Source organism: Bacillus sp. AK124 (assembly GCF_053903085.1).
Genome location: NZ_CP096378.1, coordinates 1,377,418 through 1,401,696 on the forward strand (window position 1 = coordinate 1,377,418; position 24,279 = coordinate 1,401,696).

Genomic DNA, 24,279 nt, shown 5'->3' on the forward strand with positions numbered 1-24,279 from the left:
TGATATCATGGATGAGCGGCTTGTATCAAGTGAACTAGACAACCATGAATCAGCGATCGAGCAAAGTCTGCGTCCGCAAAGACTGGCTCAGTATATCGGCCAGGAAAAAGTGAAAGACAACCTCAAGGTATTCATTGAAGCTGCGAAAATGCGGGAAGAAACGCTTGACCATGTCTTGTTGTACGGGCCGCCGGGATTGGGAAAAACGACGCTCGCTGCGATCATCGCCAACGAAATGGGAGTCAATCTCAGAACGACGTCAGGTCCGGCGATCGAGCGCCCCGGCGATTTGGCGGCGATATTAACGGCTCTGGAGCCAGGTGACGTTTTATTTATTGACGAGATCCACCGTCTGCACCGTTCGATCGAAGAGGTGCTGTATCCTGCGATGGAAGATTTCTGCCTTGATATCGTGATCGGCAAAGGGCCGTCGGCGCGTTCTGTGAGGCTCGATCTTCCTCCTTTTACCCTTGTCGGCGCGACCACAAGGGTCGGGCTTTTAACCGCGCCTCTCAGGGACAGGTTCGGCGTTCTGTCAAGGCTTGAGTATTACACGCGTGACGAGCTTTCAGACATCGTGATCAGAACGGCGGAGCTGTTTGAGGTTGACATCGATTCGCTCTCGGCTCTCGAAATCGCGAGACGGTCAAGAGGGACGCCGCGGATTGCCAACAGGCTTTTGAGGAGGGTCAGAGATTTTGCCCAGGTGCTTGGAAACAGCTCCATCACGGAGGAAGTGGCGGTGGATGCGCTGGAACGCCTCCAGGTTGATAAACTCGGGCTTGATCATATCGACCGCAAGCTTTTAATGGGCATGATCGAAAAATTTGGCGGCGGTCCAGTCGGCATCGATACGATTTCGGCTACCATCGGTGAGGAGTCTCACACGATCGAGGATGTGTATGAGCCGTATCTTCTTCAAATCGGTTTTATTCAAAGAACGCCGCGGGGGCGCATCGTAACCCCTGATGTATACAGCCACTTTAAAATGGAGGTTCCGAACCGTGACTGAATTTCCAAAGATTTTAATGGTGCTGGGCGCCGTCATTTTTGGCATCGGTTTATTCATGCAAGTCATCGGCAGGCTCCCCGGCGATATTTTTGTAAAAAAGGGAAACGTGACATTTTTCTTTCCGGTTGTTACATGCATTGTCATCAGCATCATTCTGTCCGTGGTGTTTTCGTTTTTCGGACGAATGAAATGACGCGACATTCAAGTCTATAGATAGAGTAAGGTGAAAAAAGATGAAAGTAGAATTATTCGATTTTGACTTGCCTGAACGCCTTATCGCACAGGTTCCTTTAAAAGAGCGGGATGCGTCCAGGCTGATGGTGCTGGATAAAAAAACAGGAGAAATCACTCACAGCACGTTTAAGCACGTGATTGATTTTCTGAACGCGGGCGATTGCATCGTGTTGAATGATACGAGGGTGCTACCGGCCCGCTTGTACGGAGTCAAGGAAGAGACGGGCGCAAAGGTTGAAGTTCTTCTGTTAAAACAGGAGGAAGGGGACGTATGGGAAACGCTTGTCAAGCCCGCAAAGCGGGTCAAGCGCGGAACCGTTCTTTCGTTTGGAGACGGCCGTCTAACGGCGGTCTGCACAGAAGAGCTCGAGCACGGCGGAAGAAAAATTGAATTCCGCTATGAAGGAATTTTTTACGAGGTGCTCGAATCGCTCGGCGAAATGCCTCTGCCTCCTTATATTAAAGAACAGCTCGATGACAGAGAGCGCTATCAGACGGTTTACTCAAAGAAACAAGGATCGGCGGCTGCGCCGACGGCCGGGCTGCATTTTACGGAAGAGATTCTGGATGCGCTCAGGAAAAAAGGCGTGCATATTGCGTTTATTACCCTTCACGTCGGGCTCGGGACATTCCGGCCTGTCAGTGCGGAAAATGTAGAGGAACACGATATGCATGCCGAGTTTTATGAAATGTCGGAAGAAACGGCAGCATTGTTAAACCGCGTCAGACAGGAAGGCGGAAAAATCATTTCCGTCGGCACGACATCGACGAGGACGCTTGAGACCATCGCTTCCGAACATGACGGCCGCTTCCGGGAAGCGAGAGGCTGGACATCGATTTTTATTTATCCAGGCTACACATTCCGGGCGATTGACGGGATGATTACCAATTTTCATCTTCCGAAATCGTCCCTCATTATGCTTGTCAGCGCGCTCGCAGGCAGAGAGCATGTGCTTTCTGCCTACCGCACCGCAGTGGAACACGAATACCGCTTCTTCAGCTTCGGAGATGCCATGTTGATCAAATAAAATTCAAAAAGATTGGAGGGCTCATAATTTGTCGCAGCAACCGATACGCTATGAGTTCATAAAAGCATGTAAACAAACAGGAGCAAGGCTTGGGAGAGTGCACACCCCGCACGGCTCATTTGAAACGCCGGTGTTTATGCCCGTAGGAACGCTCGCCACCGTTAAAACGATGGCGCCGGAAGAGCTGAAAGAAATGGGTGCAGGCATTATTTTAAGCAATACGTACCACCTTTGGCTGAGACCGGGCCATGACATCGTCAAAGAGGCGGGGGGCCTTCATCAGTTTATGAATTGGGACCGCGCCATTTTGACGGATTCAGGCGGCTTTCAGGTGTTTTCCCTGAGCGAGTTCCGCAAAATCGAAGAGGAAGGCGTTCATTTCCGCAATCATTTAAACGGAGACAAGCTGTTTTTATCTCCTGAAAAAGCGATGGACATCCAAAACGCCCTCGGATCAGATATTATGATGGCGTTTGACGAATGCCCGCCGTACCCGGCAGAGTACGATTATATGAAGAGGTCTGTTGAGCGGACGAGCCGCTGGGCGGAAAGGTGCCTGAAAGCTCACAAACGCCCTGACGAGCAAGGGCTTTTCGGAATCGTTCAAGGCGGAGAGTACGAAAACTTGAGAAAACAAAGTGCGAAAGACTTGATTTCACTGGATTTTCCGGGATATGCTATAGGTGGACTATCCGTCGGAGAGCCGAAAGACGTGATGAACCGTGTGCTGGAGTTTACAACTCCGCTGCTTCCTGCGGATAAACCGCGCTATTTAATGGGGGTCGGCTCACCGGACTCTCTGATTGACGGAGCCATCCGCGGAGTGGATATGTTCGATTGCGTGCTGCCGACAAGGATAGCGAGAAACGGTACGCTCATGACGAGCGAAGGGCGTCTCGTCGTGAAAAATGCCAAATATGAAAGAGATTTCAGACCGATCGACGAGCAGTGCGACTGCTATACGTGCCGCAATTACTCGCGCGCTTATATCAGACATTTAATCCGCTGTAACGAAACGTTTGGAATTCGTTTAACTTCTTATCATAATCTTTATTTTCTGTTAAAATTAATGGGGCAAGTCAGAGATGCCATTCGTGAAGATCGTTTAGGTGATTTCCGGGAAGAGTTTTTTGAGCGCTACGGTTTTAATAAACCAAATGCTAAAAGTTTCTGACACATAAACGAAGAAAGCGATAAAGCCATTTGAAAGGGGTGAAAAAATAATGGAGATGCTTGGAACATTACTTCCGATTATTTTAATGTTTGCGGTTCTTTATTTCCTTTTGATCCGTCCGCAGCAAAAGCAGCAGAAGGCTGTCCGCCAGATGCAGGAGGAGCTGAAAAAAGGAGATAAGGTCGTAACGATCGGCGGCCTGCACGGCATCGTTGATTCAATTGACGAAAGCAAGGTTGTCATCAAAACAGGCGACAATACCCGTCTGACATTCGACCGCCGCGCGATCAGAGAGGCGTCAGCAGAATAGCCGAAAGGCTGATACATAAGCATCGGAAATCAGACTGTCGTAGGACGTGAAAACGGCGCTAGCGCCGTTCCTTATGTCTTGATGAAGCCGCAGTTGTTCCTGATGTGACATGGCATAAAAGAAGCCTGATGGGCATGAGAAAAGGGAGCGGTCATCCGCTCCCTTTTTGCTGTCTTTATGCACGGCTCCCCTGCAGATTGACCCCGAAAATCCCGCCCAGCATGCTGACTCCCAAAAAACCGGAATGATAGAGCAGCTGCTTCAAATTGAAGGCTTCGCCAAAGCCGAGATATTGAAACAAAAGCACCGTAAGAGAGAAGCAAAGCGCTGTCAACCCTCCGCTCAGCCACCCTTTTTCCTTCGATTTGCCTCCCGCAATAAAACCGCCGATGAACAAGGTAATAAAAGAAATGGCGGTAATAAACCAGCTGAATGAACTTTCGGTTAATGATGTGAAGGTGAGGAGCAGCGAAATGACCAGGCTTCCCGCAAACATCAAAGCGAAAATAACCGCCAAGCTGTATAAAATCCCTTTGCCGACTTGTTTTGGTTCGTTCATCACGATCCTCCTTTCAATATAGACGGGCTCGTCTTTTTAAATGTATTCTGCACGTTTGGCAAATAGACTAGCTCCCCCGACCTTTTATACATAAAAGCCTCAATTTTACAAAGGCTATGTTTATGATCATGATAGGCGGAAGGAGGCGGGCGGTAATGGATGAAATTTTAGCTCTTACGTTTCGGACGGTCGTTTTGTATTTCATCATCTTTATTTTGTTTCGCTTGATGGGAAAGAGGGAAATAGGCGAGCTGAGCATATTGGATCTTGTCGTTTTTATTATGATGGCCGAAATCGCGGTTTTGGCCATTGAAAATCTCGATGACCACCTTCTCCATACGATCATTCCAATTCTCGTTTTGACGCTGATCCAGGTTATATTTGCATATCTGTCATTGAAAAATCAAAAAATCCGCCGGCTTCTCGATGGGAAACCGACGATTATCATAGACCGCGGAAAAATTGATGAACACGCCATGAGGACACAGCGCTATAATTACGATGATTTGATGACACAGCTGAGAGATAAGAATGTGGAACGAATCGGGGATGTTTCATATGCGATTTTGGAGCCGACCGGGAAGCTTTCAGTGTTTACAAAAGACGGGCCAAACAAAATGATCGAACTGCCGTTGATTGTTGACGGAATGGTTCAAAAAGAACAATTAGAAAAGATCGGGAAAGACCGGGAGTGGCTTGAGCAAAAGCTTGAAAAAAGAGGACACCGCGATCTTTCCAAAATTTCTTATTGCACATATAATAAAGGTTCTTTTTTTATTGACATAAAGGATGAATTTAAACCTTAAAGCGAGAGCTTACGAAATCCAGCGGCCGAACAGCGGAAACCGCTGGATTTCTTCTTTTTTGACCAGCTTGAAGGCGACCAGAAGGAAGACGTAAAGAAAGCTTGTAACCGCGACACACAAAAGCAGGCGCATCGGCTCGGACTGGTCTAAAAAAAGGTGTTCTTTCATCAGAAGGCTTCCCCACCCTGATATCAAAATGACGCCGAAGGATACGATATATTCTTTCAGGTTAATGCTGATGGGAAGTACTTTGCTGACGGTTGCGGCGTGCAGCAGGGTGACGAGGATGATCCCCGTCAAAATCGCCAGCGCAGCCCCCATAATGCCAAGTGAAGGCCGTGAAGCGAGAACAAAAATGAGACCTGTTTTCACAACGGCGCCGACCAGGCTGTTCATCATTGCCGCGCCGGCCAGGTTTAAAGCCTGCAGGACGGCCTGCAGCGGACCTTGGAAATAGTAAAATAAAAAGAATGGAGCCATGATTTTCACATAAATCGCAGCATTTGACGACCCGTACATCACGCTGACCAGCTCATCCGCGTACGAAAACAAAATGACCGCCGATATTCCGCCGCTTAAAAGGCAAAGCCTCATCGCCTGCTCAAGCCTGTATTCCACGACTTGCATTTTTTTCTGTTCGATTCCTTCGCTGATGGCTGGAACGAGCGCCGTAGACAGAGAATATGTGATAAAGCTCGGGAGGGTGAGAAGCGTCAGGGCAAAGCCGGTCAACTCTCCGTACTGGCTCGTTGCGGCGGAAGCGGCGACCCCTGCTATTGCAAGGCTTTGCGCTACGACAATCGGTTCAAAAAACCATGACAGGTTGCCGATAAAACGGCTGCCCGTTGTTGGGAGCGAGACGCTCATCAGCTCGAAAAACGTGGTTCGTCCAGATTTCAGGGATTGGAAAAAACGTTTTCTGATGCGGATTTTCTTTTTGTATTTAAAGGCGACGAACAAATAAAGGAGTGAAGCCAACTCGCCAAACACGGATGACAGCATCGCGCCCGCAGCCGCATATTCGATGCCGAGCGGAAGGAATGCCGTCGTGCATACGGCGACAAGCGATATCCGGACAATTTGTTCGAGAACCTGGGACACGGCAAGCGGCCTCATATTTTGCTTTCCTTGAAAATAGCCCCTCAGCACGCTGGAAACAGCAATGATCGGAACGACCGGTGTAACCGCCAAAAGCGGATAAAGCGTTCTTTTGTCTGTGAGCAGCGTGTCGGCCATCAGCGGGGCGTAGATGAGAAACACCGGAGTAATGACGGCGCTGAGCGTCCCGGTAATTGCAAGAGACATCACTAAAATCTGCTTTGTCTTTCTGTGGTCTCCGCGCGCTTCCGCTTCAGCAACCAACTTGCTGATGGCGACAGGTAGGCCGAACTGGGTGAGGGTGACCGCCAGAAAAAAAGTCGGAGCCGCCATCATATAAAGCCCGACACCTTCACCTCCGATGAACCTTGCGATGACAATCCGGTTGATAAAGCCGAGCATTCTCGTAATCAAACCTGCCGCTATTAAAATGAGCGTTCCTTTTAAAAACGTCTGCTTCGTCATTTCTAGAGTCCCCTGCCTTCTCAAACAACCTTTAATCATATACAATAAGATATGCGCATACATCGTCCAAGCATGACAAGTCTCTCTGAAAAAATGTGAAAGGAGCGTGGCTTTGGCATGGGCAAACATCCGGCTGATCTGTACAAGGATCATTTAAAACCCTTTCTTCACAGCAAGACGGAAGAGTTCAGGATACTCGGTTATGACGATATTGAAATAGAGGAATTGTGGTCATACTTATTGAATAAGAAATGGAAGAAAAAGAAGGATGTTCAAATTCATCAGCTCGCCGGTGATATTTTATCTGTGAAAATTGGCGAATTTATGAACTATGCAACCGTAGAATCATTTAAAACGTCTAATTTACTCGACAGCAAAGAAGGGCAGAATATGCTCGATGAGCTGCTGAGGTAGCCGTAGATTTTGGTTGATTTAAGGAGGAAATACATAATGAAAAAAGGACGCTTGATTGCGTTTTTCCTTACCGTTCTCTTGATCGGTACGGGACTGGGAATGTTCACGAAGCCGGCTGCAGACAGCATCAGCCTCGGCCTTGACCTTCAGGGCGGTTTTGAGGTTCTGTATGAAGTCCAGCCTGCCAAACAGGGCGACAAAATTGACAGGGACGCCCTCATCAGTACGGTTGAAGCGCTGAACCGCCGGGCGAATGTGTTGGGCGTCAGCGAACCGAACATCCAAATCGAAGGAAACAACCGGATCAGGGTTCAGCTTGCCGGCGTCGACAACCAGAGCAGGGCGCGGGAAATCTTATCCACACAGGCTCAGCTTACGTTCAGGGATACGAATGACAAAGAGCTTTTGAACGGTTCAGATCTTGTCGAAAACGGCGCTAAACAGTCGTTCAAGCAGGACACAAATGAGCCGATCGTGACGATCAAGCTGAAGGATGCCGATAAATTTGGCGAAGTGACAAAGAAAGTGCTCGATATGAAGCCGAACAACCAGCTCGTCATCTGGCTTGATTACAAAAAAGGCGACTCCTTTAAAAAAGAATCGCAAAAAGCGGATCATAAATACATCTCCGCTCCGAATGTCAGCCAAGTGCTGAACACGTCAGACGTGATGATTGAAGGAAACTTTACGATTCAGGAAGCAAAAGATATGGCGAGCATTTTAAATGCGGGAGCTCTTCCTGTCAAACTCGTTGAAAAGTATTCGACATCCGTCGGCGCGCAGTTTGGGGAGCAGGCTTTGAATGATACCGTGTTTGCGGGAATCGTCGGTATTGCTATTATTTTCTTATTTATGCTTCTTTACTATCGCTTGCCTGGTTTTATCGCGGTCATTACGCTTTCGGTCTACATCTACATTACACTTCAGATCTTTGACTGGATGAATGCGGTTCTGACCCTTCCGGGGATCGCGGCTCTTATATTGGGCGTCGGGATGGCGGTTGACGCCAACATCATTACGTACGAACGCATAAAAGAAGAGCTGAAGCTCGGCAAATCGGTCCGCTCGGCTTTTAAAGCAGGAAACAGAAGATCATTTGCAACGATCTTTGATGCCAATATTACGACGATGCTTGCCGGAATCGTGCTTTTCATATTTGGTACGAGCTCTGTCAAAGGCTTCGCGACCATGCTGATCCTATCCATTTTGACAAGCTTTGTTACAGCTGTCTTCCTGTCGCGCTTCCTGCTCGGCCTGCTGGTCGAAAGCCGCTGGCTTGACCGGAAAAAAGGCTGGTTTGGGGTGCGCAAAAAAGACATCCTGGACATCAGCAAGACAGACGAAAATACTGAGCCTCCGACTCCGTTTACCAAATGGGATTTTGTCGGCAAGCGTAAATGGTTCTTTGCATTTTCGGGCGTTCTTCTGGCCGCTGGTCTTATCGTCTTGCTTGTGTTTAAGCTGAATCTCGGCATCGATTTCTCAAGCGGAGCGAGAATCGAAGTTCAAAGCAATCATAAGCTTACAGCCCAGGAGCTTGAAAAGGATTTTGACCAGGTCGGGCTGGAGCCGGACTCGATCGTTCTCTCGGGCGAAAAAAATAATCACGGAGTCGCCAGGTTTGTCGGCGTTCCGAATCAGAAAAAAATAGCTGAAGTGAAAAATTATTTTAAAGAAAAATACGGCAGCGAACCAAATGTCAGCACCGTCTCGCCGACCGTTGGTAAAGAGCTGGCGAGAAACGCGTTCTATGCGGTGATCATCGCGTCGATCGGCCTCATTTTGTATGTATCGATCCGCTTTGAATACAAGATGGCGGTTGCGGCTATCGCTTCATTGCTGTATGATGCGTTCTTCATCATTGCCGTCTTCAGTCTCACAAGGCTTGAGGTTGATATTACCTTCATTGCCGCCGTGCTGACGATCATCGGCTATTCGATAAATGATACGATCGTCACATTTGACAGGATCAGGGAGCATTTGAAAAAGCGCAAACCGAAAACCTTCAGCGACTTGTCGCATATTGTGAATTTAAGCTTGCAGCAAACATTCACACGTTCAATTAATACGGTGCTTACGGTCGTCATTGTCGTCATTGCGCTCTTAATCTTCGGAGCTGCATCGATTACAAACTTCTCTGTTGCGCTGTTAGTGGGGCTTTTGAGTGGAGTGTATTCATCGCTCTACATCGCGGCTCAATTATGGCTTGTTTGGAAAGGCCGGGAGTTTAAAAAGCCTATACAAAAGCAAGGAGAAAATTAACTATCCAGGCTGCCCGCACTGCTGGGCAGCCTTTAACATTGTTTGAATCCTGAGATTGAACTTCAAGAAGTCTTTTGCTATAATGACTGAACTCTAAAAAATGTGCGTGTTAAAGCCATTTATAAAGGATCTTTGTTATAAGGAGGTTTTTTATGAGGATGCGCGAGTCCGAACTCCCAGGCATCGGAAAAAAGATCGAAATATTTACGCGGAGTGCGGATAAGATCACAATCATTCTCCATGAAGACGGGACAAGAGAACTGTATCATTTTCATGAAAATGATGATGAGGAATGTGTGTCTAATATTCGTTTTGATGATGATGAAGCCAGGCAAATATCAGCGATACTTGGCGGAATGGCATATAAACCAAAAGCTTTGGAATCTGTGGAGGCTGCGCTTGATAAGCTTATGATTGAGTGGTTTAAAATAGAGTCCGGTTCACTGGCCGACCAGGAGACGATTGGAGCCTTGGGTATCGGCGAACACTATCATGTAACAGTGATAGCTGTAGTGAAAAAAGACCGCGGCAAAATTTTGAATCCGGGTTCGGAAACGGTGATAAGTGAAGGTGACACCATGGTTATTTCCGGGGAAAGAAATGAATTAACTCGGCTGATGAAAGAAAAGTTGACCGCATCGGAACGAGATGTTTGAATATTGCGTGAATTGGAGTGGGTATGGTGAACAAACAATGGACGTTAATCTCTGCACTTATTTTTACATTAATTGTTGCTGTTTTCGCGGTCATTAATGTTGAACCGGTGAAGGTTGATTTTCTTTTTGGAACGGCAGAATGGCCTTTGATCCTGGTCATTTTGGTATCGGTATTGATGGGGGCGCTCATTATCGGCTCGGCCGGCGCTTTCCAGATCATGCGGCTGAAAAAAGAGCTGAAGGCGCTCAAGAGAGAAGAACGGGTAAAGTATCCTGAACTTGAAGCCGAATCGGCGGCCCCTGAAAATCAGAAAGACTAGAAAGATTGCACGAAATAAATTGAATCCCCTCATGCTGCTCTAGTATAATAGTGTGGTTGAGGGGTGAATTTATGTTAGCGTCAAAAATGCGTTGGGACGTGCAAACGCCCGACAAAGAAAAGGTGGAGCAGCTCGCCGGAAGATTAGGCATTACTCCCCTTGCCGCCTCATTGCTTGTCATGAGAGGTTACGATACAGCCGACAAAGCATCTTCATTTTTAAATGGCAAGGATGCAGTTTTTCACGATCCTTATCTGCTGAAAGATATGGAAAAAGCTGTACAGCGAATCAAACAGGCAATTTCAGATCAAGAAAAGATTATGATTTACGGCGATTATGATGCGGACGGTGTGACAAGCACGACTGTCCTTTTGCAAATGTTGAAAAAATGTTCAGCACAAGCCGATTTTTATATACCTGACCGCTTTAAAGAAGGGTACGGCCCGAACGAAGCGGCCTTTCGCGGGATCAAAGAATCAGGCTATTCATTGATCATCACAGTTGATACAGGCATTGCCGCCGTTCATGAAGCTGAAGTCGCTAAAGAGCTTGGCGTCGATTTGATCATTACGGATCACCATGAGCCGGGACCCGTTTTGCCGGATGCCTATGCGATCATTCATCCGAAGCAGCCGGGCTGCGGCTATCCATTTAAAGAGCTTGCCGGCGTCGGTGTCGCATTTAAGCTAGCCCACGCTTTGAACGGAGAGCTCCCGGAAGATTTGCTCGACCTTTGTGCGATCGGCACGATTGCCGACCTTGTGCCGCTTCATGATGAAAACAGGCAGATTGCCAAGCGCGGCATGGAACAGTTCAGGAGAACGAAGCGCCCCGGATTAAAGGCGCTGACCAAAATTGCCGGAGCGGAGATACATAGTGCGGATGAAGAGACCATCGGTTTTCAAATTGCGCCCCGCTTAAACGCGGTCGGCAGAATTGAACAGGCTGACCCGGCCGTTTACCTCCTGAACACAAAAGACGAAACAGAAGCGGAAGAGCTGGCCGAAGATATCAACGCCTTGAACAAGGAGCGCCAAAAAATCGTCAATCAGATGACAGAGGAAGCCGTTCAGATGATCGAGGAGGAAGGGCTTGACCGGCCGGTGATCGTCGCGGCGCGGCCGGGCTGGAATCCCGGTGTCGTCGGAATCGTGGCTTCAAAGCTTGTCGAGCGGTATTACAGGCCCGCCATCGTTCTCGGTATCGATGAAGAAAAAGGCATTGCCAAAGGATCTGCGCGCAGCATCAAAGGATTTGATTTATTTCAAAATCTCTCGGAGTGCCGGGATATTCTCCCGCACTTCGGCGGGCACCCGATGGCAGCCGGAATGACGCTCAACCTGGAAGATGTTTCGGCACTAAGGGAGAGAATCAACCGTCAGGCTGAAGCGGTTCTGACCGAGGAAGATTTTATTCCCGTTCAAGACGTCGATTTGTGCTGCCGGCTCGAAGATATCACGGTTGACAGCATTGCCGAAATGAACATGCTGGCGCCGTTCGGCACGGGAAATCCGAAGCCCTTCGTCCTTGTCAGCGACGTTAAAATTGATGATTCCAGGAAAATCGGCGCCAACAAGAATCACTTGAAGCTTGTGCTGGCAGACGGCGAGAACAAGCTTGATTGCATCGGATTTTATAAAGGCGCCATCGAAGACGGAATCGTTCCTGGAGCAAAGATCTCGATTGTCGGGGAACTGTCGATTAACGAGTGGAATAACAGAAAAAAACCGCAGCTGATGATCAAAGATGCGGCCGTCAATGAATGGCAGCTGTTTGATCTGCGGGGAAAACGGTCATGGGAAGAAAAAATATTGCAGCTGGATCCTGCGAAACGGGTGTGCATCTGCTTCCGTGAGGAAACCAAAGCGAAGCTTGCGGGGACAGGCCTTGAAGAAGAGCTGACCGTCATCAGCGGTTCTGAAGATGCAGAGCGTCTCGTCCTTGAGAGCCGCTATGCGGTATTTATAGATATTCCGCCGTCGCTCGACATCTTTGACCAAGTGATAAAAGGCAAAAAACTGGAGCGCATTTATCTGATTTTTTATCAATCAGACGAACATTTTTTCTCAACATTTCCAACTAGGGAATATTTTAAATGGTACTATGCTTTCCTCCTGAAAAGAGGTTCTTTTGACTTGCCGAAATACGGCGGGGAGCTTGCCAGACATAAAGGCTGGACAAAAGACACAATTGATTTTATGACAAAGGTGTTTTTTGAGCTCGGTTTTGTTACAATAGAGAATGGTGTTTTATCTGTTGTTTATCATGCCGAAAAGCGCGATCTGACAGATTCTGAAACCTACCGGGAAAAACAGCGCCTGATTGAATTGGAGCAAAAGCTCATTTATTCTTCGGCGGATGAGCTTAAACAGTGGCTGGATAAGCGGATGGCGGAAAACGCCGTCGCTTATAAAGTATGAGGAGGACATGAAGACAGATGGATTTGAAGAAGTATGTGACAATTGTGCCGGACTACCCGAAGGAAGGCGTACAATTTAAAGATATTACAACATTGATGGACAAAGGCGACGTCTATCGCTACGCGACAGATCAAATTGTAACGTATGCGAAAGAAAAAGAGATCGATCTTGTCGTGGGACCTGAAGCGAGAGGATTTATCATCGGCTGCCCTGTCGCATATTCGCTTGGGGTAGGATTTGCGCCTGTCCGCAAAGAAGGCAAACTGCCGCGTGAAGTCATCAAAGTCGACTACGGATTGGAATATGGAAAAGATGTCCTGACCATCCATAAAGATGCCATTAAACCGGGGCAGCGCGTCTTGATCACTGACGACCTGCTTGCAACCGGCGGGACGATCGAAGCAACGATCAAGCTGGTTGAAGAGCTCGGCGGCGTCGTAGCCGGAATCGCTTTCCTGATCGAACTGACATATCTTGAAGGAAGAAATAAACTGGACGGATATGATATTTTAACCTTGATGCAATACTAAACAAATTTTATACTATAAAAAGCACTCATAAAAAGCGGGTGCTTTTTTTCCTATTCATATAGTATTCCGGGGCCGGCAAAAGTCCTTTTGAATTTCTTCTCTTTACATCTGTGACATTTTTCTTGATAATAATTACAATACAGTTTTCAATTATAAAAAAGGTGATTCCATGGCGAACGAACAAGTATTAACCGCTGAGCAAGTCATTGAGAAGGCGAAAAGTTACCTTTCCGATGAACATGTTGCTTTTATAAAAAAGGCTTATCAGTACGCGGAAGACGCACATCGCGAACAATACCGCAAATCGGGCGAGCCTTATATTATCCATCCGATCCAGGTCGCGGGTATCCTCGTCGATTTGGAAATGGACCCCGCCACAATAGCGGGAGGATTTCTCCATGATGTGGTGGAAGATACGAGCGTAACGCTTGAAGATTTAAAGGAAGCATTCAACGAAGAAGTTGCGATGCTTGTCGACGGCGTCACGAAGCTTGGGAAAATTAAATATAAATCACAGGAAGAACAGCAGGCAGAAAATCATCGGAAAATGTTTGTGGCTATGGCTCAGGACATCCGCGTCATTTTGATCAAGCTGGCGGACCGTCTTCACAACATGAGAACCTTGAAGCACCTGCCGCAGGAAAAGCAGCGCAGAATTTCAAATGAGACGCTTGAAATATTTGCTCCGCTGGCTCATCGCCTTGGGATTTCAAAAATAAAGTGGGAGCTTGAGGATACCGCTTTACGCTATTTAAATCCACAGCAATATTACCGGATCGTCAATTTGATGAAGAAAAAGCGGGCCGAAAGGGAATTGTACGTCGAAGAGGTCGTAAACGAAGTGAAAAGCCGCGTCGAAGAGGTCAATATTAAAGCGGACTTTTCCGGCCGGCCGAAGCATATTTACAGCATCTACAGAAAGATGGCGATGCAAAACAAGCAATTCAATGAAATTTACGACTTGCTCGCAGTCCGGATCCTCGTCAACAGCATCAAGGACTGCTACGCGGTTCTAGGCATCATTCATACATGCTGGAAGCCGATGCCGGGCAGATTTAAAGACTATATCGCAATGCCGAAGCCGAACATGTACCAGTCCCTCCACACCACCGTCATCGGGCCGAAGGGGGATCCGCTGGAAGTCCAGATCAGGACGTTTGAAATGCACGAAATTGCGGAATACGGAATCGCGGCCCACTGGGCTTACAAAGAAGGCAAAAATGTCAATGAAGATTCAAGCTTTGATAAAAAGCTTTCCTGGTTCCGCGAAATTTTGGAATTTCAAAATGAGTCGAGCGATGCCGAAGAATTTATGGAATCTCTAAAAATCGATTTGTTTTCTGACATGGTGTTCGTTTTTACGCCGAAAGGGGACGTCATTGAATTGCCGTCAGGCTCTGTGCCGATCGACTTTTCGTACCGGATCCATTCAGAAATAGGCAATAAAACGATCGGGGCGAAAGTAAACGGAAAAATGGTCACGCTTGATTACAAGCTGCGCACAGGGGATATCGTAGAAATTCTAACATCCAAGCATTCGTACGGTCCGAGCCAGGACTGGATCAACCTTGCGCAGACATCTCAGGCTAAGCATAAAATCCGCCAGTTCTTTAAAAAGCAGCGCAGAGAGGAAAACGTCGAAAAAGGCAGAGAACTGGTTGAAAAAGAAATTAAAAACCTGGACTTTGAAGTGAAGGACGTCTTAACTGTCGAGAATCTGCAGAAAGTCGCCGACAAGTTCAATTTTGCCAATGAAGAAGACATGTATGCCGCAGTCGGCTATAACGGCATTACAGCCGCTCAAGTTGCAAACCGTCTGACGGAAAAAGAACGGAAAATCAGAGATCAGGAAGAACAGGTGAAAAGCGTTCAAGATGTAACACCTGAACCGAAACCTTACCAAGGGAAAAAACGCGAAGCGGGTGTTCGCGTCAAAGGCGTTGACAACCTTCTGATCAGACTGTCAAAATGCTGCAACCCCGTTCCGGGAGATCCGATCGTCGGATTCATTACAAAAGGCCGTGGTGTATCCGTCCATCGCGAGGACTGCCCGAATGTTTTAACAAATGAAGCGCTCGACCGGCTGATTCAAGTAGAATGGGAGCATGAGCCGCAGACGCAGCGGAGAAAAGAATATAACGTCGAAATCGAAATTCTCGGCTATGACCGCCGCGGCCTTCTTAATGAAGTTCTTCAGGCCGTTAATGAGACAAAAACAAATATTTCATCTGTGTCAGGTAAATCGGACCGCAATAAAGTGGCGACGATCCATATGGCCATCTTCATTCAAAATATTAATCATTTGCATAAAGTGGTTGAACGGATCAAACAGATCAAAGATATCTACTCCGTGCGCAGGGTGATGAATTAGGAGGAAAAGCGTCATGAGATTAGTTGTTCAGCGCGTCACAGATGCAAGCGTTTCGGTAGGAGGCGAGACTGTCGGTCAAATCGGCCTCGGCTTGATGGTGCTTGTCGGCGTGACGCATGAGGATACGAGCGAAGATGCCGCATATTTAGCAGAAAAGCTAGTCAATCTGCGGATTTTTGAAGATGAAGGCGAAAAGATGAACCTGTCGCTTTTAGATGTCGGAGGCTCCGTTTTATCGGTTTCTCAGTTTACCTTGTACGGCGACACGAAAAAAGGAAGGCGGCCGAATTTTACAAAAGCGGCAAAACCCGATCAGGCGCTTCAATTATACGAGGAGTGGAACAGCATGCTTCGCGCGAAAGGCGTTGCTGTCGAAACGGGAAGATTTGGCGAAATGATGAATGTCAAGCTGACAAATTCGGGTCCCGTCACCTTTATTATGGATTCGAAAGCATAAAAAAGCTCCCATTTGGGAGCTTTTTTATTAGTTAAAATAGTTTTCTAAGCCGCTTCTAATGCCGTCTGTCACTCTTTCTCTATAAGCGTTCGTGCTGACAACCGCTTCTTCTTGAGGATGGCTCAAGTAGCCGAGTTCAAACAATGCGGCGGGCTGTTTATTTTCTCTTAATACGAAGTAGTCCCCGAATAATACGCCGCGGCTAGGCAGAGGCGAGTGTTTTTCGATCTCGGACTGAACGTCTGCTGCGAGCTTCCGGTCTTTTGACGGGCTGTAGTAATAGGCGGTATTTCCCCTTACGGACGCGTTTGCAAAACTATCATAATGAATGCTGATAAAAGCGTCGGCGTTTCGGTAATGAGAGGTCGCGACCCGCGACTGAAGGCTGACGAAAGAATCGTCATTCCGCGTCATATAGACGTTGACGCCATCGGCTCTCAGTTTCGCGGCAAGAAGCGTTGCTGTTTTGATGGTCAGCCGTTTTTCGAGCGTCCCCCGCGTTCCGATTGTCCCGCTGTCATGTCCGCCGTGTCCGGCATCGATGACAACCGTTTTATTTTTGATTGTGCCGCTCGCGCTTGACCGCTTTGCCAAAGGCGGTGCTGCGCTTTTCGAATCTCCGGCTGAGCCAGACTGGTCAGCGGTCTGAACGACCCAGTTTGCCACATAGGCGGAATCGCCGTTTGACAGTTTGATTTCATACCAGTCGCCTTTTGCAGAGACGATCGGGTAAGACTCGCCTTTCCCTGCGCGCTTGACGATCGCTGAGGATGTCGAAGGCCCGCTTCTAACATTTGTGCCTTCATACACGATGGTGGCCTGCTGTTTTGACCCGGAGCCGCTGCTTGTTTCCGAAGTTCCGCTTTTCTGTTTGGGTCCTTCGAGAATATAGTGGCTTGCGACCCAGCCCTTTTGACCATTAAATTCGATTTCATACCAGCCGTGCTGTTCGTTTAAAATCGTCACACTTGCATTCCGTTGAAGCGACGCAATAATCCGTCCTTGATGGGAAGCTGTGCTTCTGACATTTAAGGTGGATACGCCGACCGTTCCTGATTTTGTTGATGAAGCGCGTGATGAAGACGATTGAGACTGTTTTGCTCCTGAACCTTGATTGACATAGTCTGAATGGACCCAGCCAGTGATGTTCTGATAGGAAATCTTCACCCAGTTTCCGTCGGTCTTTAGCAGGTCAGCCTGTTCTCCTTCAGGGAATACGCCTTGGACTTCATATGAAGTGCCGGGGCCTTTTCTGATTCTCAGGTTTGCTTCGGAAGATGTGACTTTTCCCTCCGCTGAATCAGAGCCGTTGGAGACTTGGCTTTTTTTCTTGATCAGCCAGGATACAACCCATCCTTTTTGTCCGCCGTTCAGCTGGATCTGGACCCAATCCCCGCGCTCTTCAAGAATCGGATAGCTTTCATTCCGGCTGACGACGCTGACGATTTCATGGCTCAGTCCGGGTCCGCTCCTGACATTGATTTCATCGGTGGCAATCACGGCTTCCCCGATGGCTGCAGAAGCTGTGTTTGACGATGTATAAAAGGCTGCTTGTGCTGCCAGCATCATCGATAGGATCAATACTGTTCTTTTTTTCATATTGTTACCCATCTCCTCCTTTCGGTAAAAAACTTGGAACACTACTTCTTCTTCTATATCGTATATTCCTTGCCGTTTTTTTAATAAAATGAAAATGATTTGTTTATACTATAGAAAAAAGATATCAAAAGGATGTTGTTGTGTGAGGTATAATCAAAGAATGGGCAGAGCGATCCATGAGCAAGATGCAAATCTGCATCTAAAGGATCATGCGGATCCGGAGCAAGCCGGCTTTATGGAAGAAACGGCGACTGAGCTGGGGCTCGCGTCCAAAGAATCAATTCAGAATAAAAAGAACCGCAAATAGGGTTGACATGCACACTTAACACTCGTATTATAATATAAATTAGTGTACATATGAGTTGAACTGAAGATGGAGAATAGTAGGCAAGAGTACGTGAAAAGAGAGGAACCGCCCTGGGCTGAAAGCGGTCTGCACGGTATCTTGACCGAATGAACACTCCGAAGGTTTCCCGCTGAAAGCCCGGCAGAACTTGCGAGCAATTAGGCGGCGGACGTGAACCTGCGTTAAAGGCATGAGCGGGAACGGGTTGATCGTTCCAACTAGGGTGGCACCACGGGTATAACTCTCGTCCCTACTATTGGTTTTATAGTAGGTTCGGGGGTTTTTTTATTTCCATAAATGAAAAAAAGCATTTAAGTCATGAGGAGGATTTAAAAATGGGATTTAATATTCCAAGGGGAACACAAGATATTCTCCCAGGAGAATCGGAACGCTGGCAATACGTCGAAAAGATTGCGAGAGAAACGTGTCATGCGTATCAATATAAAGAAATCCGGACACCTATTTTTGAACATACAGAACTATTTTCCCGCGGGGTGGGAGAATCGACCGATATCGTACAAAAGGAAATGTACACATTCGCTGACAAAAAAGGAAGAAGCCTGACGCTTCGTCCTGAAGGCACTGCATCTGCAGTACGCTCTTTTGTGGAAAACAAACTTTTTGCTAATCCGGTTCAGCCGACGAAACTTTACTACATCGGACCGATGTTCCGCTATGAAAGGCCGCAGACAGGCCGCTACCGCCAATTTTATCAATTCGGCATCGAAGCGATCGGTTCGAACGATCCGGCGATTGACGCGGAAGTCATTGCCTTGGCGATGAGCGTATACCGGAAAGCGGGTCTCAGCAATCTGAAGCTGGTCATTAACAGCCTCGGCGACAAAGAGAGCCGAACCGCTCACAGAGAAGCGCTGATCCGCCACTTTGAGCCGAGGATCGACGAGTTTTGTTCAGACTGTCAAAAACGGCTCCGACAAAATCCGCTGCGGATTCTGGACTGTAAAAAAGACAGGGATCATGAACTGCTGAAAACCGCTCCTTCTATTCTTGACTACTTAAATGAAGAATCCAAAGCCTATTTTGCGAAAGTGCAGCAATATCTGACCGACATCGGCATTGCGTTTGAGGTCGATCCGAACCTGGTGAGAGGTCTTGACTATTACAATCACACAGCTTTTGAAATCATGAGCAATGCCGAAGGTTTCGGAGCGATTACGACGCTTGCTGGCGGAGGGCGCTATGACGGCCTTACCGAGGAGTTCGGCGGACCGAAAGCGCCGGGCATCGGCTTTGCAATGAGTATCGAACGTCTTCTCGCCGCACTTGACGCGGAAAATGTGAAAGTCGGAGCGGATGAAGGCATTGACTGCTATATCGTGACACTTGGCGACAAAGCCAAAGACTATTCTGTATCCCTCCTTTATAAATTGAGAGAAGCAGGAATTTCCGCCGAAATCGACTATGAACAGAAAAAAATGAAAGGCCAGTTTAAATCCGCCGACCGTCTCAATGCGAAATATATCGCTGTTTTGGGCGAGGATGAACTGAGCCAAAATCAAATGAATGTCAAAGATGCGAAAACAGGAGATCAACAGGCCATCGGCCTTGATGAATTCATCCATTTCTTGAAAACAAACACTGAAAGTTAAAGGAGAGGACCGCTTTGTTTGGACGAACATATTATTGTGGCGAAATAACGGAGAAGGCGATCGGAGAATCCGTCGTTTTAAAAGGATGGGTTCAAAAAAGACGCGATCTCGGAGGCTTGATTTTTATTGATTTGAGAGACCGCACCGGCATTGTGCAGGTTGTATTTAATCCCGACGTTTCCAAAGACGCCCTTGAAACAGCTGAAAGCATCCGCAGCGAATATGTGCTTGACATTACAGGAAAAGTCGTTGCCCGTGAAGAAGCAACAGTCAATCCGAACTTGAAAACCGGGAGAATCGAAATCCAGGCGGAATCGGTCAATGTGCTGAGTGCGGCCAAAACGCCGCCTTTTGCGATCAGCGACCAGGCTTCAGAAGTGTCTGAAGACATCAGGTTGAAGCACCGCTATCTCGACTTGCGCCGACCGGAGATGTTCAACACCTTAAAAATGCGGCATAACGTTACAAAAGCCGTCCGCAGCTTCCTTGATGACAACGGCTTTATCGATATTGAAACACCGGTGTTGACAAAAAAAACGCCTGAAGGAGCGCGCGACTATCTCGTGCCGAGCCGCGTCCATGAAGGAGAATTTTACGCGCTGCCGCAGTCTCCGCAGCTTTTCAAACAGCTGTTGATGGTGTCCGGCTTTGACCGCTATTATCAAATCGCCCGCTGCTTCAGGGACGAAGATTTGCGCGCCGACCGCCAGCCGGAGTTTACGCAGATCGATATCGAAATGTCATTTATGAACCAGGAAGACATCATGAAGCTCGCTGAAGAAATGATGGCGAAAGTCATGCTCGAAACGCACGGTGTGGACATTTCTCTGCCGCTGCCGAGAATGTCATATCAGGATGCGATGAACCTTTACGGATCCGACAAACCGGATACCCGCTTTGACATGCTTTTGACCGATGTATCAGAAAACGTAAAGGATTCCGATTTTAAAGTGTTTGCGTCAGCTGTGGCAAACGGAGGCGCGGTTAAAGCGATAAACGTTAAAGGCGCTGCATCTAAATATTCGCGGAAAGACATTGACGCACTCGGCGAATTCGCCGCAAACTACGGGGCGAAAGGGCTGGCATGGCTGAAAGCCGAAGCGGACGGACTGAAAGGCCCGATTGCGAAGTTCTTCCAGGACGAAAAACAGCAGGTGCTCATTGAAGCGCTTGACGCGAAGGAAGGGGACCTCATCCTCTTTGTCGCAGACCGGCTGGAAGTCGCCAATGACGCGCTCGGCGCGCTGCGCTTAAAGCTCGGAAAAGAATTGAATCTGATCGATGAAAGCTTGTTCAACTTTTTATGGGTCGTTGATTGGCCGCTTCTTGAGTATGATTCAGAAGAAGGACGTTTCTATGCGGCACACCACCCGTTCACGATGCCTGTCCGGGAAGACCTTGATCTGGTCGACACGAATCCGGAAGACATGAAAGCGCAAGCCTATGATCTTGTCTTAAACGGCTATGAGCTGGGCGGCGGATCAATCCGTATTTTTGAAAAAGATGTTCAGGAGAAAATGTTTGCGCTTTTGGGTCTATCTGAGGAAGAGACGAAAGAGCAGTTCGGCTTCCTGCTTGAAGCGTTTGAATACGGGGCTCCCCCGCACGGCGGAATCGCGCTCGGCCTTGACCGGCTTGTGATGCTGCTCAGCGGCCGCACCAACCTGAGAGATACGATCGCATTCCCGAAAACGGCAAGCGCAAGCTGTTTGTTGATGGAAGCACCTAGCGAAGTGGACAGCGCCCAGCTCGATGAGCTGCACCTGTCAATCAACCGCAAAGTTCGACAGTAAATTGTAAAATATACGGCTGTACATCCCATTGAAAATCAAAGGGACGTATGATATCATTTTTAACAAATAAAGTCCTGATGTGTTTGTTGTACACCTAGTTTTGACCGAACATTTTTTTACTTGGGAGTTCGACGTTTCCAAATGGAGCAAATGCCTCTTATCACTCGTGTGCTCAGGAGGACTTGCAAAGTTTGGAACAGAACACCCACCTGCCGAGAGCGGGATCAAAACGAAGGAATACGACAACGGCACAATCGGGACTTTTTTTGTGCTTGAAAAGGCCTTTTTCGGCCATACATAGGATAATCTATGAGGCGAAGCGAAAAAATATGACGGGAAAATGAAATAGACCGCTTGTTTAATCACCCGATTATGATAAGATACTATCGGTAACTGTTAATAAAGATGGAGTGAGATTCTTGTTACATCAGTTTTCACGCAATGAATTAGCGATTGGAAAAGAAGGTTTAAATATTTTAAAAAACAGCACGGTCGCCGTTTTGGGCGTCGGCGGGGTCGGCTCTTTCGCCGCGGAAGCGCTCGCCCGTTCTGGTGTCGGCAGAATCGTGATGGTCGATAAAGACGATGTTGACATCACCAATGTCAACCGTCAGCTGCCGGCTTTACTTTCAACGGTCGGACAGCCGAAAGTGGACTTAATGAAAACGAGAATCGCCGATATTAATCCTGAGTGTGATGTCATCGCTTTAAAAATGTTCTATACCGAAGAGACGTATGAACAGTTTTTTGCTTATGAACCGGATTATGTAATCGACGCGTCAGACACGATTCATTATAAAATTCACTTAATGAAAGAGTGCCTGAAGCGGGACATCAACATCATTTCAAGCATGGGAGCGGCCAATAAAACAGATCCGACAAGGTTCCAAGTGGCCGATATTTCAAAAACCCACACCGATCCGATTGCAAAAGTCATCCGGACGAGGCTTCGCAAGGAAGGCATTACGAAAGGCATTAAAGTCGTCTTTTCTGACGAAAGCCCGATCGTGATCCGCGAAGACGTACGCCAAATCGTCGGAAATGACGAAGCGAAAATCCGCAAAGCGCAGATGCCGCCGTCTTCGAATGCTTTTGTTCCGTCAGTCGCAGGCTTGATCATGGGCGGCCATGTGATCATGGAGCTTTTGAAAGATATCCCGATCAAAAGGGTGAAAGATAAGTAATACAAAAATGACGGCAACGGTGCTGTCGTTTAAGATTGATGACAAAATCCCAAAACTAAAAGCCGTTTTGGGATTTTGTCATCCTTTAAAGCTCAGTGTAATAATAAACAGCCTGTTCCCCATATGAAAATGGAACAGGCTGTTTATTATTTTTGTTTCATCAGCTTGTCATATACTTGTTTCAGCGCGAGCTCAAATTTTCCTGTCTGCTTCGGCTGATAGTAAACTTTGTTTTTCAGCGGATCAGGCAGGTACTGCTGTTTGACCCAGCCGTTCTCGTAATTGTGCGGATATTTGTATTCGACGCCTCTGCCAAGCTCTGCGGCTCCTTTATAATGGGCGTCTTTTAAATGGTTCGGCACATCGCCGATCTTTCCGGAGCGGACGTCTGACAGCGCTTCGTCAACCGCAAGGATCGCCGAGTTCGATTTAGGAGACAGGCAAAGCTCGATCACGGCGTTGGCGAGCGGAATCCTTGCCTCCGGAAATCCGATTCGTTCCGCCGTTTGAATAGCTTGAAGCGTTCTTCCTCCAGCCTGCGGACTCGCCAGGCCGATATCTTCATAGGCGATAACAAGCAGCCTCCGTGCAAGGCTTTCCAAATCCCCCGCTTCAATGAGCCTTGCCAGATAATGAAGTGCCGCATTGACATCAGAGCCTCTGATCGATTTTTGGAAAGCGGAAATGACATCATAATGCGCGTCTCCATCTTTGTCGTGGACAAAGCTTTTTTTCTGCAGGCATTCTTCTGCGATTTCCAATGTAATGCGGATGGTTCCTTCGCTGTTTTCCTTTGTGGACAATACGGCAAGCTCGAGCGCATTCAAAGCGGAGCGGACATCGCCGCCGCAGCCGCGGGCCATATGGTCAAGGGCTTCATCGTCGAGGGCAACATCATACGAACCGAGGCCTCTGTGTTCATCCTCAAGCGCCCGTTTAATGGCCGCTTTGATTTGTTCAGAGTCTAATGGCTGCAGCTCGAAAATCTGCGTTCTGCTTCTGATCGCCGGATTGATCGCATGGTACGGGTTGGCTGTCGTCGCCCCGATCATAATAATCATGCCGTTTTCCAAATACGGAAGGAGAAAGTCCTGCTTGCCTTTGTCAAGCCGGTGCACTTCATCAAGGATTAAGATGACCTGCCCCGACATTTTGGCTTCGGCGGCAACGGCTTCCATGTCCTTTTTATTATTGATGACAGCGTTCAGTTTTCGGAAAGCGATGCTTGTGCTGCCGGCAATCGCCGTGGCGATCGACGTTTTGCCGATGCCCGGGGGGCCGTACAGAATCATCGATGAGAGGTGTTTGGCCTGCACCATCCGATGAATGATCTTTCCTTCTCCGACCAGATGATCCTGGCCGAGAACCTCTTCGATTTTTGTAGGGCGCATTCGAAATGCGAGTGGTTTCATGATTGATCTCTCCCGAATGTATTCTTTTTATAGAGTAACGGAAAAAAGACGATTAGAAAAGAAATGAATATGGCAAGCTGAATATAGGGCCGAAAATGAAAGTTTATATAAAGTGTGCTATAATAACCTGTAATCTATCAGAAGGGCAAGGCTGGAACCTTGCCTTAACCGAGTTTTTAATATATAACAGATGCTTAAAAACCAACAGCCGGCTTGCAC

At 47.7% G+C, this 24,279-nt stretch carries 22 protein-coding genes, 1 other RNA gene and 1 other annotated feature; of the genes, 19 read left to right on the plus strand and 4 right to left on the minus strand.

The features are described from left to right. Nucleotides 1–7: 7 nt before the first annotated feature. From ruvB to yajC, 5 genes are read left to right on the plus strand one after another with little or no spacing between them, the layout of a single operon-like run. Nucleotides 8–1,012: a Holliday junction branch migration DNA helicase RuvB gene (ruvB, locus tag M1E06_RS06940; protein WP_023855398.1), complete on the plus strand. Its 1,005-nt coding sequence runs from the start codon at nucleotides 8–10 to the stop codon at nucleotides 1,010–1,012. Next, entirely contained in the window at nucleotides 1,005–1,205 is a 201-nt protein-coding gene (locus tag M1E06_RS06945; protein WP_003183984.1) for a DUF2905 domain-containing protein, read from the plus strand. Before ruvB ends, M1E06_RS06945 begins: the two co-directional genes overlap by 8 nt. Before the next feature lie 40 nt (nucleotides 1,206–1,245). Continuing rightward, a complete protein-coding gene (gene queA, locus M1E06_RS06950) occupies nucleotides 1,246–2,274 on the plus strand; it encodes a tRNA preQ1(34) S-adenosylmethionine ribosyltransferase-isomerase QueA (protein ID WP_020452420.1) in 1,029 nt (342 codons plus the stop codon). A 28-nt stretch (nucleotides 2,275–2,302) separates the two neighbouring features. After that, on the plus strand, nucleotides 2,303–3,448 hold the full coding sequence (gene tgt, locus M1E06_RS06955) for a tRNA guanosine(34) transglycosylase Tgt (protein WP_020452419.1): 1,146 nt from the start codon (nucleotides 2,303–2,305) through the stop codon (nucleotides 3,446–3,448). 46 nt (nucleotides 3,449–3,494) lie between these two features. Next, nucleotides 3,495–3,758, plus strand: coding sequence for a preprotein translocase subunit YajC (gene yajC, locus M1E06_RS06960; RefSeq protein ID WP_085959518.1), 264 nt, complete (start codon nucleotides 3,495–3,497; stop codon nucleotides 3,756–3,758). Nucleotides 3,759–3,933: 175 nt separating this feature from the next. Here the strand turns inward: yajC and M1E06_RS06965 are convergent, their stop codons facing one another. Beyond that, nucleotides 3,934–4,317 carry a TIGR04086 family membrane protein gene (locus tag M1E06_RS06965; RefSeq protein ID WP_020452418.1) on the minus strand — a complete coding sequence of 128 codons (384 nt, stop codon included), beginning with the start codon at nucleotides 4,315–4,317 and terminating at the stop codon, nucleotides 3,934–3,936. Nucleotides 4,318–4,472: 155 nt separating this feature from the next. Between M1E06_RS06965 and M1E06_RS06970 the strand changes: the two genes are divergently transcribed. After that, nucleotides 4,473–5,123: a DUF421 domain-containing protein gene (locus M1E06_RS06970; RefSeq protein WP_020452417.1), complete on the plus strand. Its 651-nt coding sequence runs from the start codon at nucleotides 4,473–4,475 to the stop codon at nucleotides 5,121–5,123. Between the two features lie 9 nt (nucleotides 5,124–5,132). Here the strand turns inward: M1E06_RS06970 and spoVB are convergent, their stop codons facing one another. Next, entirely contained in the window at nucleotides 5,133–6,686 is a 1,554-nt protein-coding gene (spoVB, locus tag M1E06_RS06975; RefSeq protein WP_026579144.1) for a stage V sporulation protein B, read from the minus strand. A 117-nt stretch (nucleotides 6,687–6,803) separates the two neighbouring features. Between spoVB and M1E06_RS06980 the strand changes: the two genes are divergently transcribed. From M1E06_RS06980 to dtd, 8 genes are all read left to right on the plus strand, one after another. Then, a complete protein-coding gene (locus M1E06_RS06980) occupies nucleotides 6,804–7,100 on the plus strand; it encodes a post-transcriptional regulator (RefSeq protein WP_023855396.1) in 297 nt (98 codons plus the stop codon). 36 nt (nucleotides 7,101–7,136) lie between these two features. Then, the gene (secDF, locus tag M1E06_RS06985) at nucleotides 7,137–9,362 is read left to right on the plus strand and encodes a protein translocase subunit SecDF (RefSeq protein ID WP_023855395.1); all 2,226 of its coding nucleotides are present in this window, start codon (nucleotides 7,137–7,139) and stop codon (nucleotides 9,360–9,362) included. A 152-nt stretch (nucleotides 9,363–9,514) separates the two neighbouring features. Further along, complete coding sequence (locus M1E06_RS06990) at nucleotides 9,515–10,018, plus strand: cation:proton antiporter regulatory subunit (RefSeq protein WP_035338453.1); 504 nt, start codon at nucleotides 9,515–9,517, stop codon at nucleotides 10,016–10,018. A gap of 26 nt (nucleotides 10,019–10,044) precedes the next feature. Beyond that, nucleotides 10,045–10,338: a LapA family protein gene (locus M1E06_RS06995; protein WP_023855393.1), complete on the plus strand. Its 294-nt coding sequence runs from the start codon at nucleotides 10,045–10,047 to the stop codon at nucleotides 10,336–10,338. Between the two features lie 71 nt (nucleotides 10,339–10,409). Further along, entirely contained in the window at nucleotides 10,410–12,758 is a 2,349-nt protein-coding gene (gene recJ, locus M1E06_RS07000) for a single-stranded-DNA-specific exonuclease RecJ (protein WP_023855392.1), read from the plus strand. A 17-nt stretch (nucleotides 12,759–12,775) separates the two neighbouring features. Further along, nucleotides 12,776–13,288 (plus strand): adenine phosphoribosyltransferase, encoded by a 513-nt coding sequence (locus tag M1E06_RS07005; protein WP_023855391.1) that lies wholly within the window; start codon nucleotides 12,776–12,778, stop codon nucleotides 13,286–13,288. A 169-nt stretch (nucleotides 13,289–13,457) separates the two neighbouring features. Next, on the plus strand, nucleotides 13,458–15,659 hold the full coding sequence (locus M1E06_RS07010; RefSeq protein ID WP_023855390.1) for a RelA/SpoT family protein: 2,202 nt from the start codon (nucleotides 13,458–13,460) through the stop codon (nucleotides 15,657–15,659). Between the two features lie 13 nt (nucleotides 15,660–15,672). Next, the gene (gene dtd / locus M1E06_RS07015) at nucleotides 15,673–16,116 is read left to right on the plus strand and encodes a D-aminoacyl-tRNA deacylase (RefSeq protein WP_035338452.1); all 444 of its coding nucleotides are present in this window, start codon (nucleotides 15,673–15,675) and stop codon (nucleotides 16,114–16,116) included. Between the two features lie 27 nt (nucleotides 16,117–16,143). Here the strand turns inward: dtd and M1E06_RS07020 are convergent, their stop codons facing one another. Continuing rightward, nucleotides 16,144–17,715 carry an SH3 domain-containing protein gene (locus M1E06_RS07020; protein WP_035338449.1) on the minus strand — a complete coding sequence of 524 codons (1,572 nt, stop codon included), beginning with the start codon at nucleotides 17,713–17,715 and terminating at the stop codon, nucleotides 16,144–16,146. A gap of 142 nt (nucleotides 17,716–17,857) precedes the next feature. Between M1E06_RS07020 and M1E06_RS07025 the strand changes: the two genes are divergently transcribed. The 5 genes from M1E06_RS07025 (at nucleotide 17,858) to M1E06_RS07045 (ending at nucleotide 22,648) form a co-directional block, all read left to right on the plus strand. Then, nucleotides 17,858–18,022 (plus strand): YrzK family protein, encoded by a 165-nt coding sequence (locus M1E06_RS07025; RefSeq protein ID WP_023855388.1) that lies wholly within the window; start codon nucleotides 17,858–17,860, stop codon nucleotides 18,020–18,022. A gap of 54 nt (nucleotides 18,023–18,076) precedes the next feature. Then, nucleotides 18,077–18,316, plus strand: a binding site (T-box leader). A gap of 80 nt (nucleotides 18,317–18,396) precedes the next feature. Beyond that, on the plus strand, nucleotides 18,397–19,671 hold the full coding sequence (gene hisS, locus M1E06_RS07030) for a histidine--tRNA ligase (RefSeq protein ID WP_023855387.1): 1,275 nt from the start codon (nucleotides 18,397–18,399) through the stop codon (nucleotides 19,669–19,671). Nucleotides 19,672–19,685: 14 nt separating this feature from the next. Beyond that, entirely contained in the window at nucleotides 19,686–21,464 is a 1,779-nt protein-coding gene (gene aspS, locus M1E06_RS07035; protein ID WP_023855386.1) for an aspartate--tRNA ligase, read from the plus strand. A 68-nt stretch (nucleotides 21,465–21,532) separates the two neighbouring features. Next, nucleotides 21,533–21,729: non-coding RNA, 6S RNA (ssrS, locus tag M1E06_RS07040), on the plus strand. A 154-nt stretch (nucleotides 21,730–21,883) separates the two neighbouring features. Continuing rightward, nucleotides 21,884–22,648 carry a tRNA threonylcarbamoyladenosine dehydratase gene (locus tag M1E06_RS07045; protein ID WP_023855384.1) on the plus strand — a complete coding sequence of 255 codons (765 nt, stop codon included), beginning with the start codon at nucleotides 21,884–21,886 and terminating at the stop codon, nucleotides 22,646–22,648. A gap of 146 nt (nucleotides 22,649–22,794) precedes the next feature. Here M1E06_RS07045 and M1E06_RS07050 read toward each other — a convergent pair whose 3' ends face one another. Continuing rightward, the gene (locus M1E06_RS07050) at nucleotides 22,795–24,060 is read right to left on the minus strand and encodes a replication-associated recombination protein A (protein ID WP_023855383.1); all 1,266 of its coding nucleotides are present in this window, start codon (nucleotides 24,058–24,060) and stop codon (nucleotides 22,795–22,797) included. Between the last annotated feature and the right edge of the window lie 219 nt (nucleotides 24,061–24,279).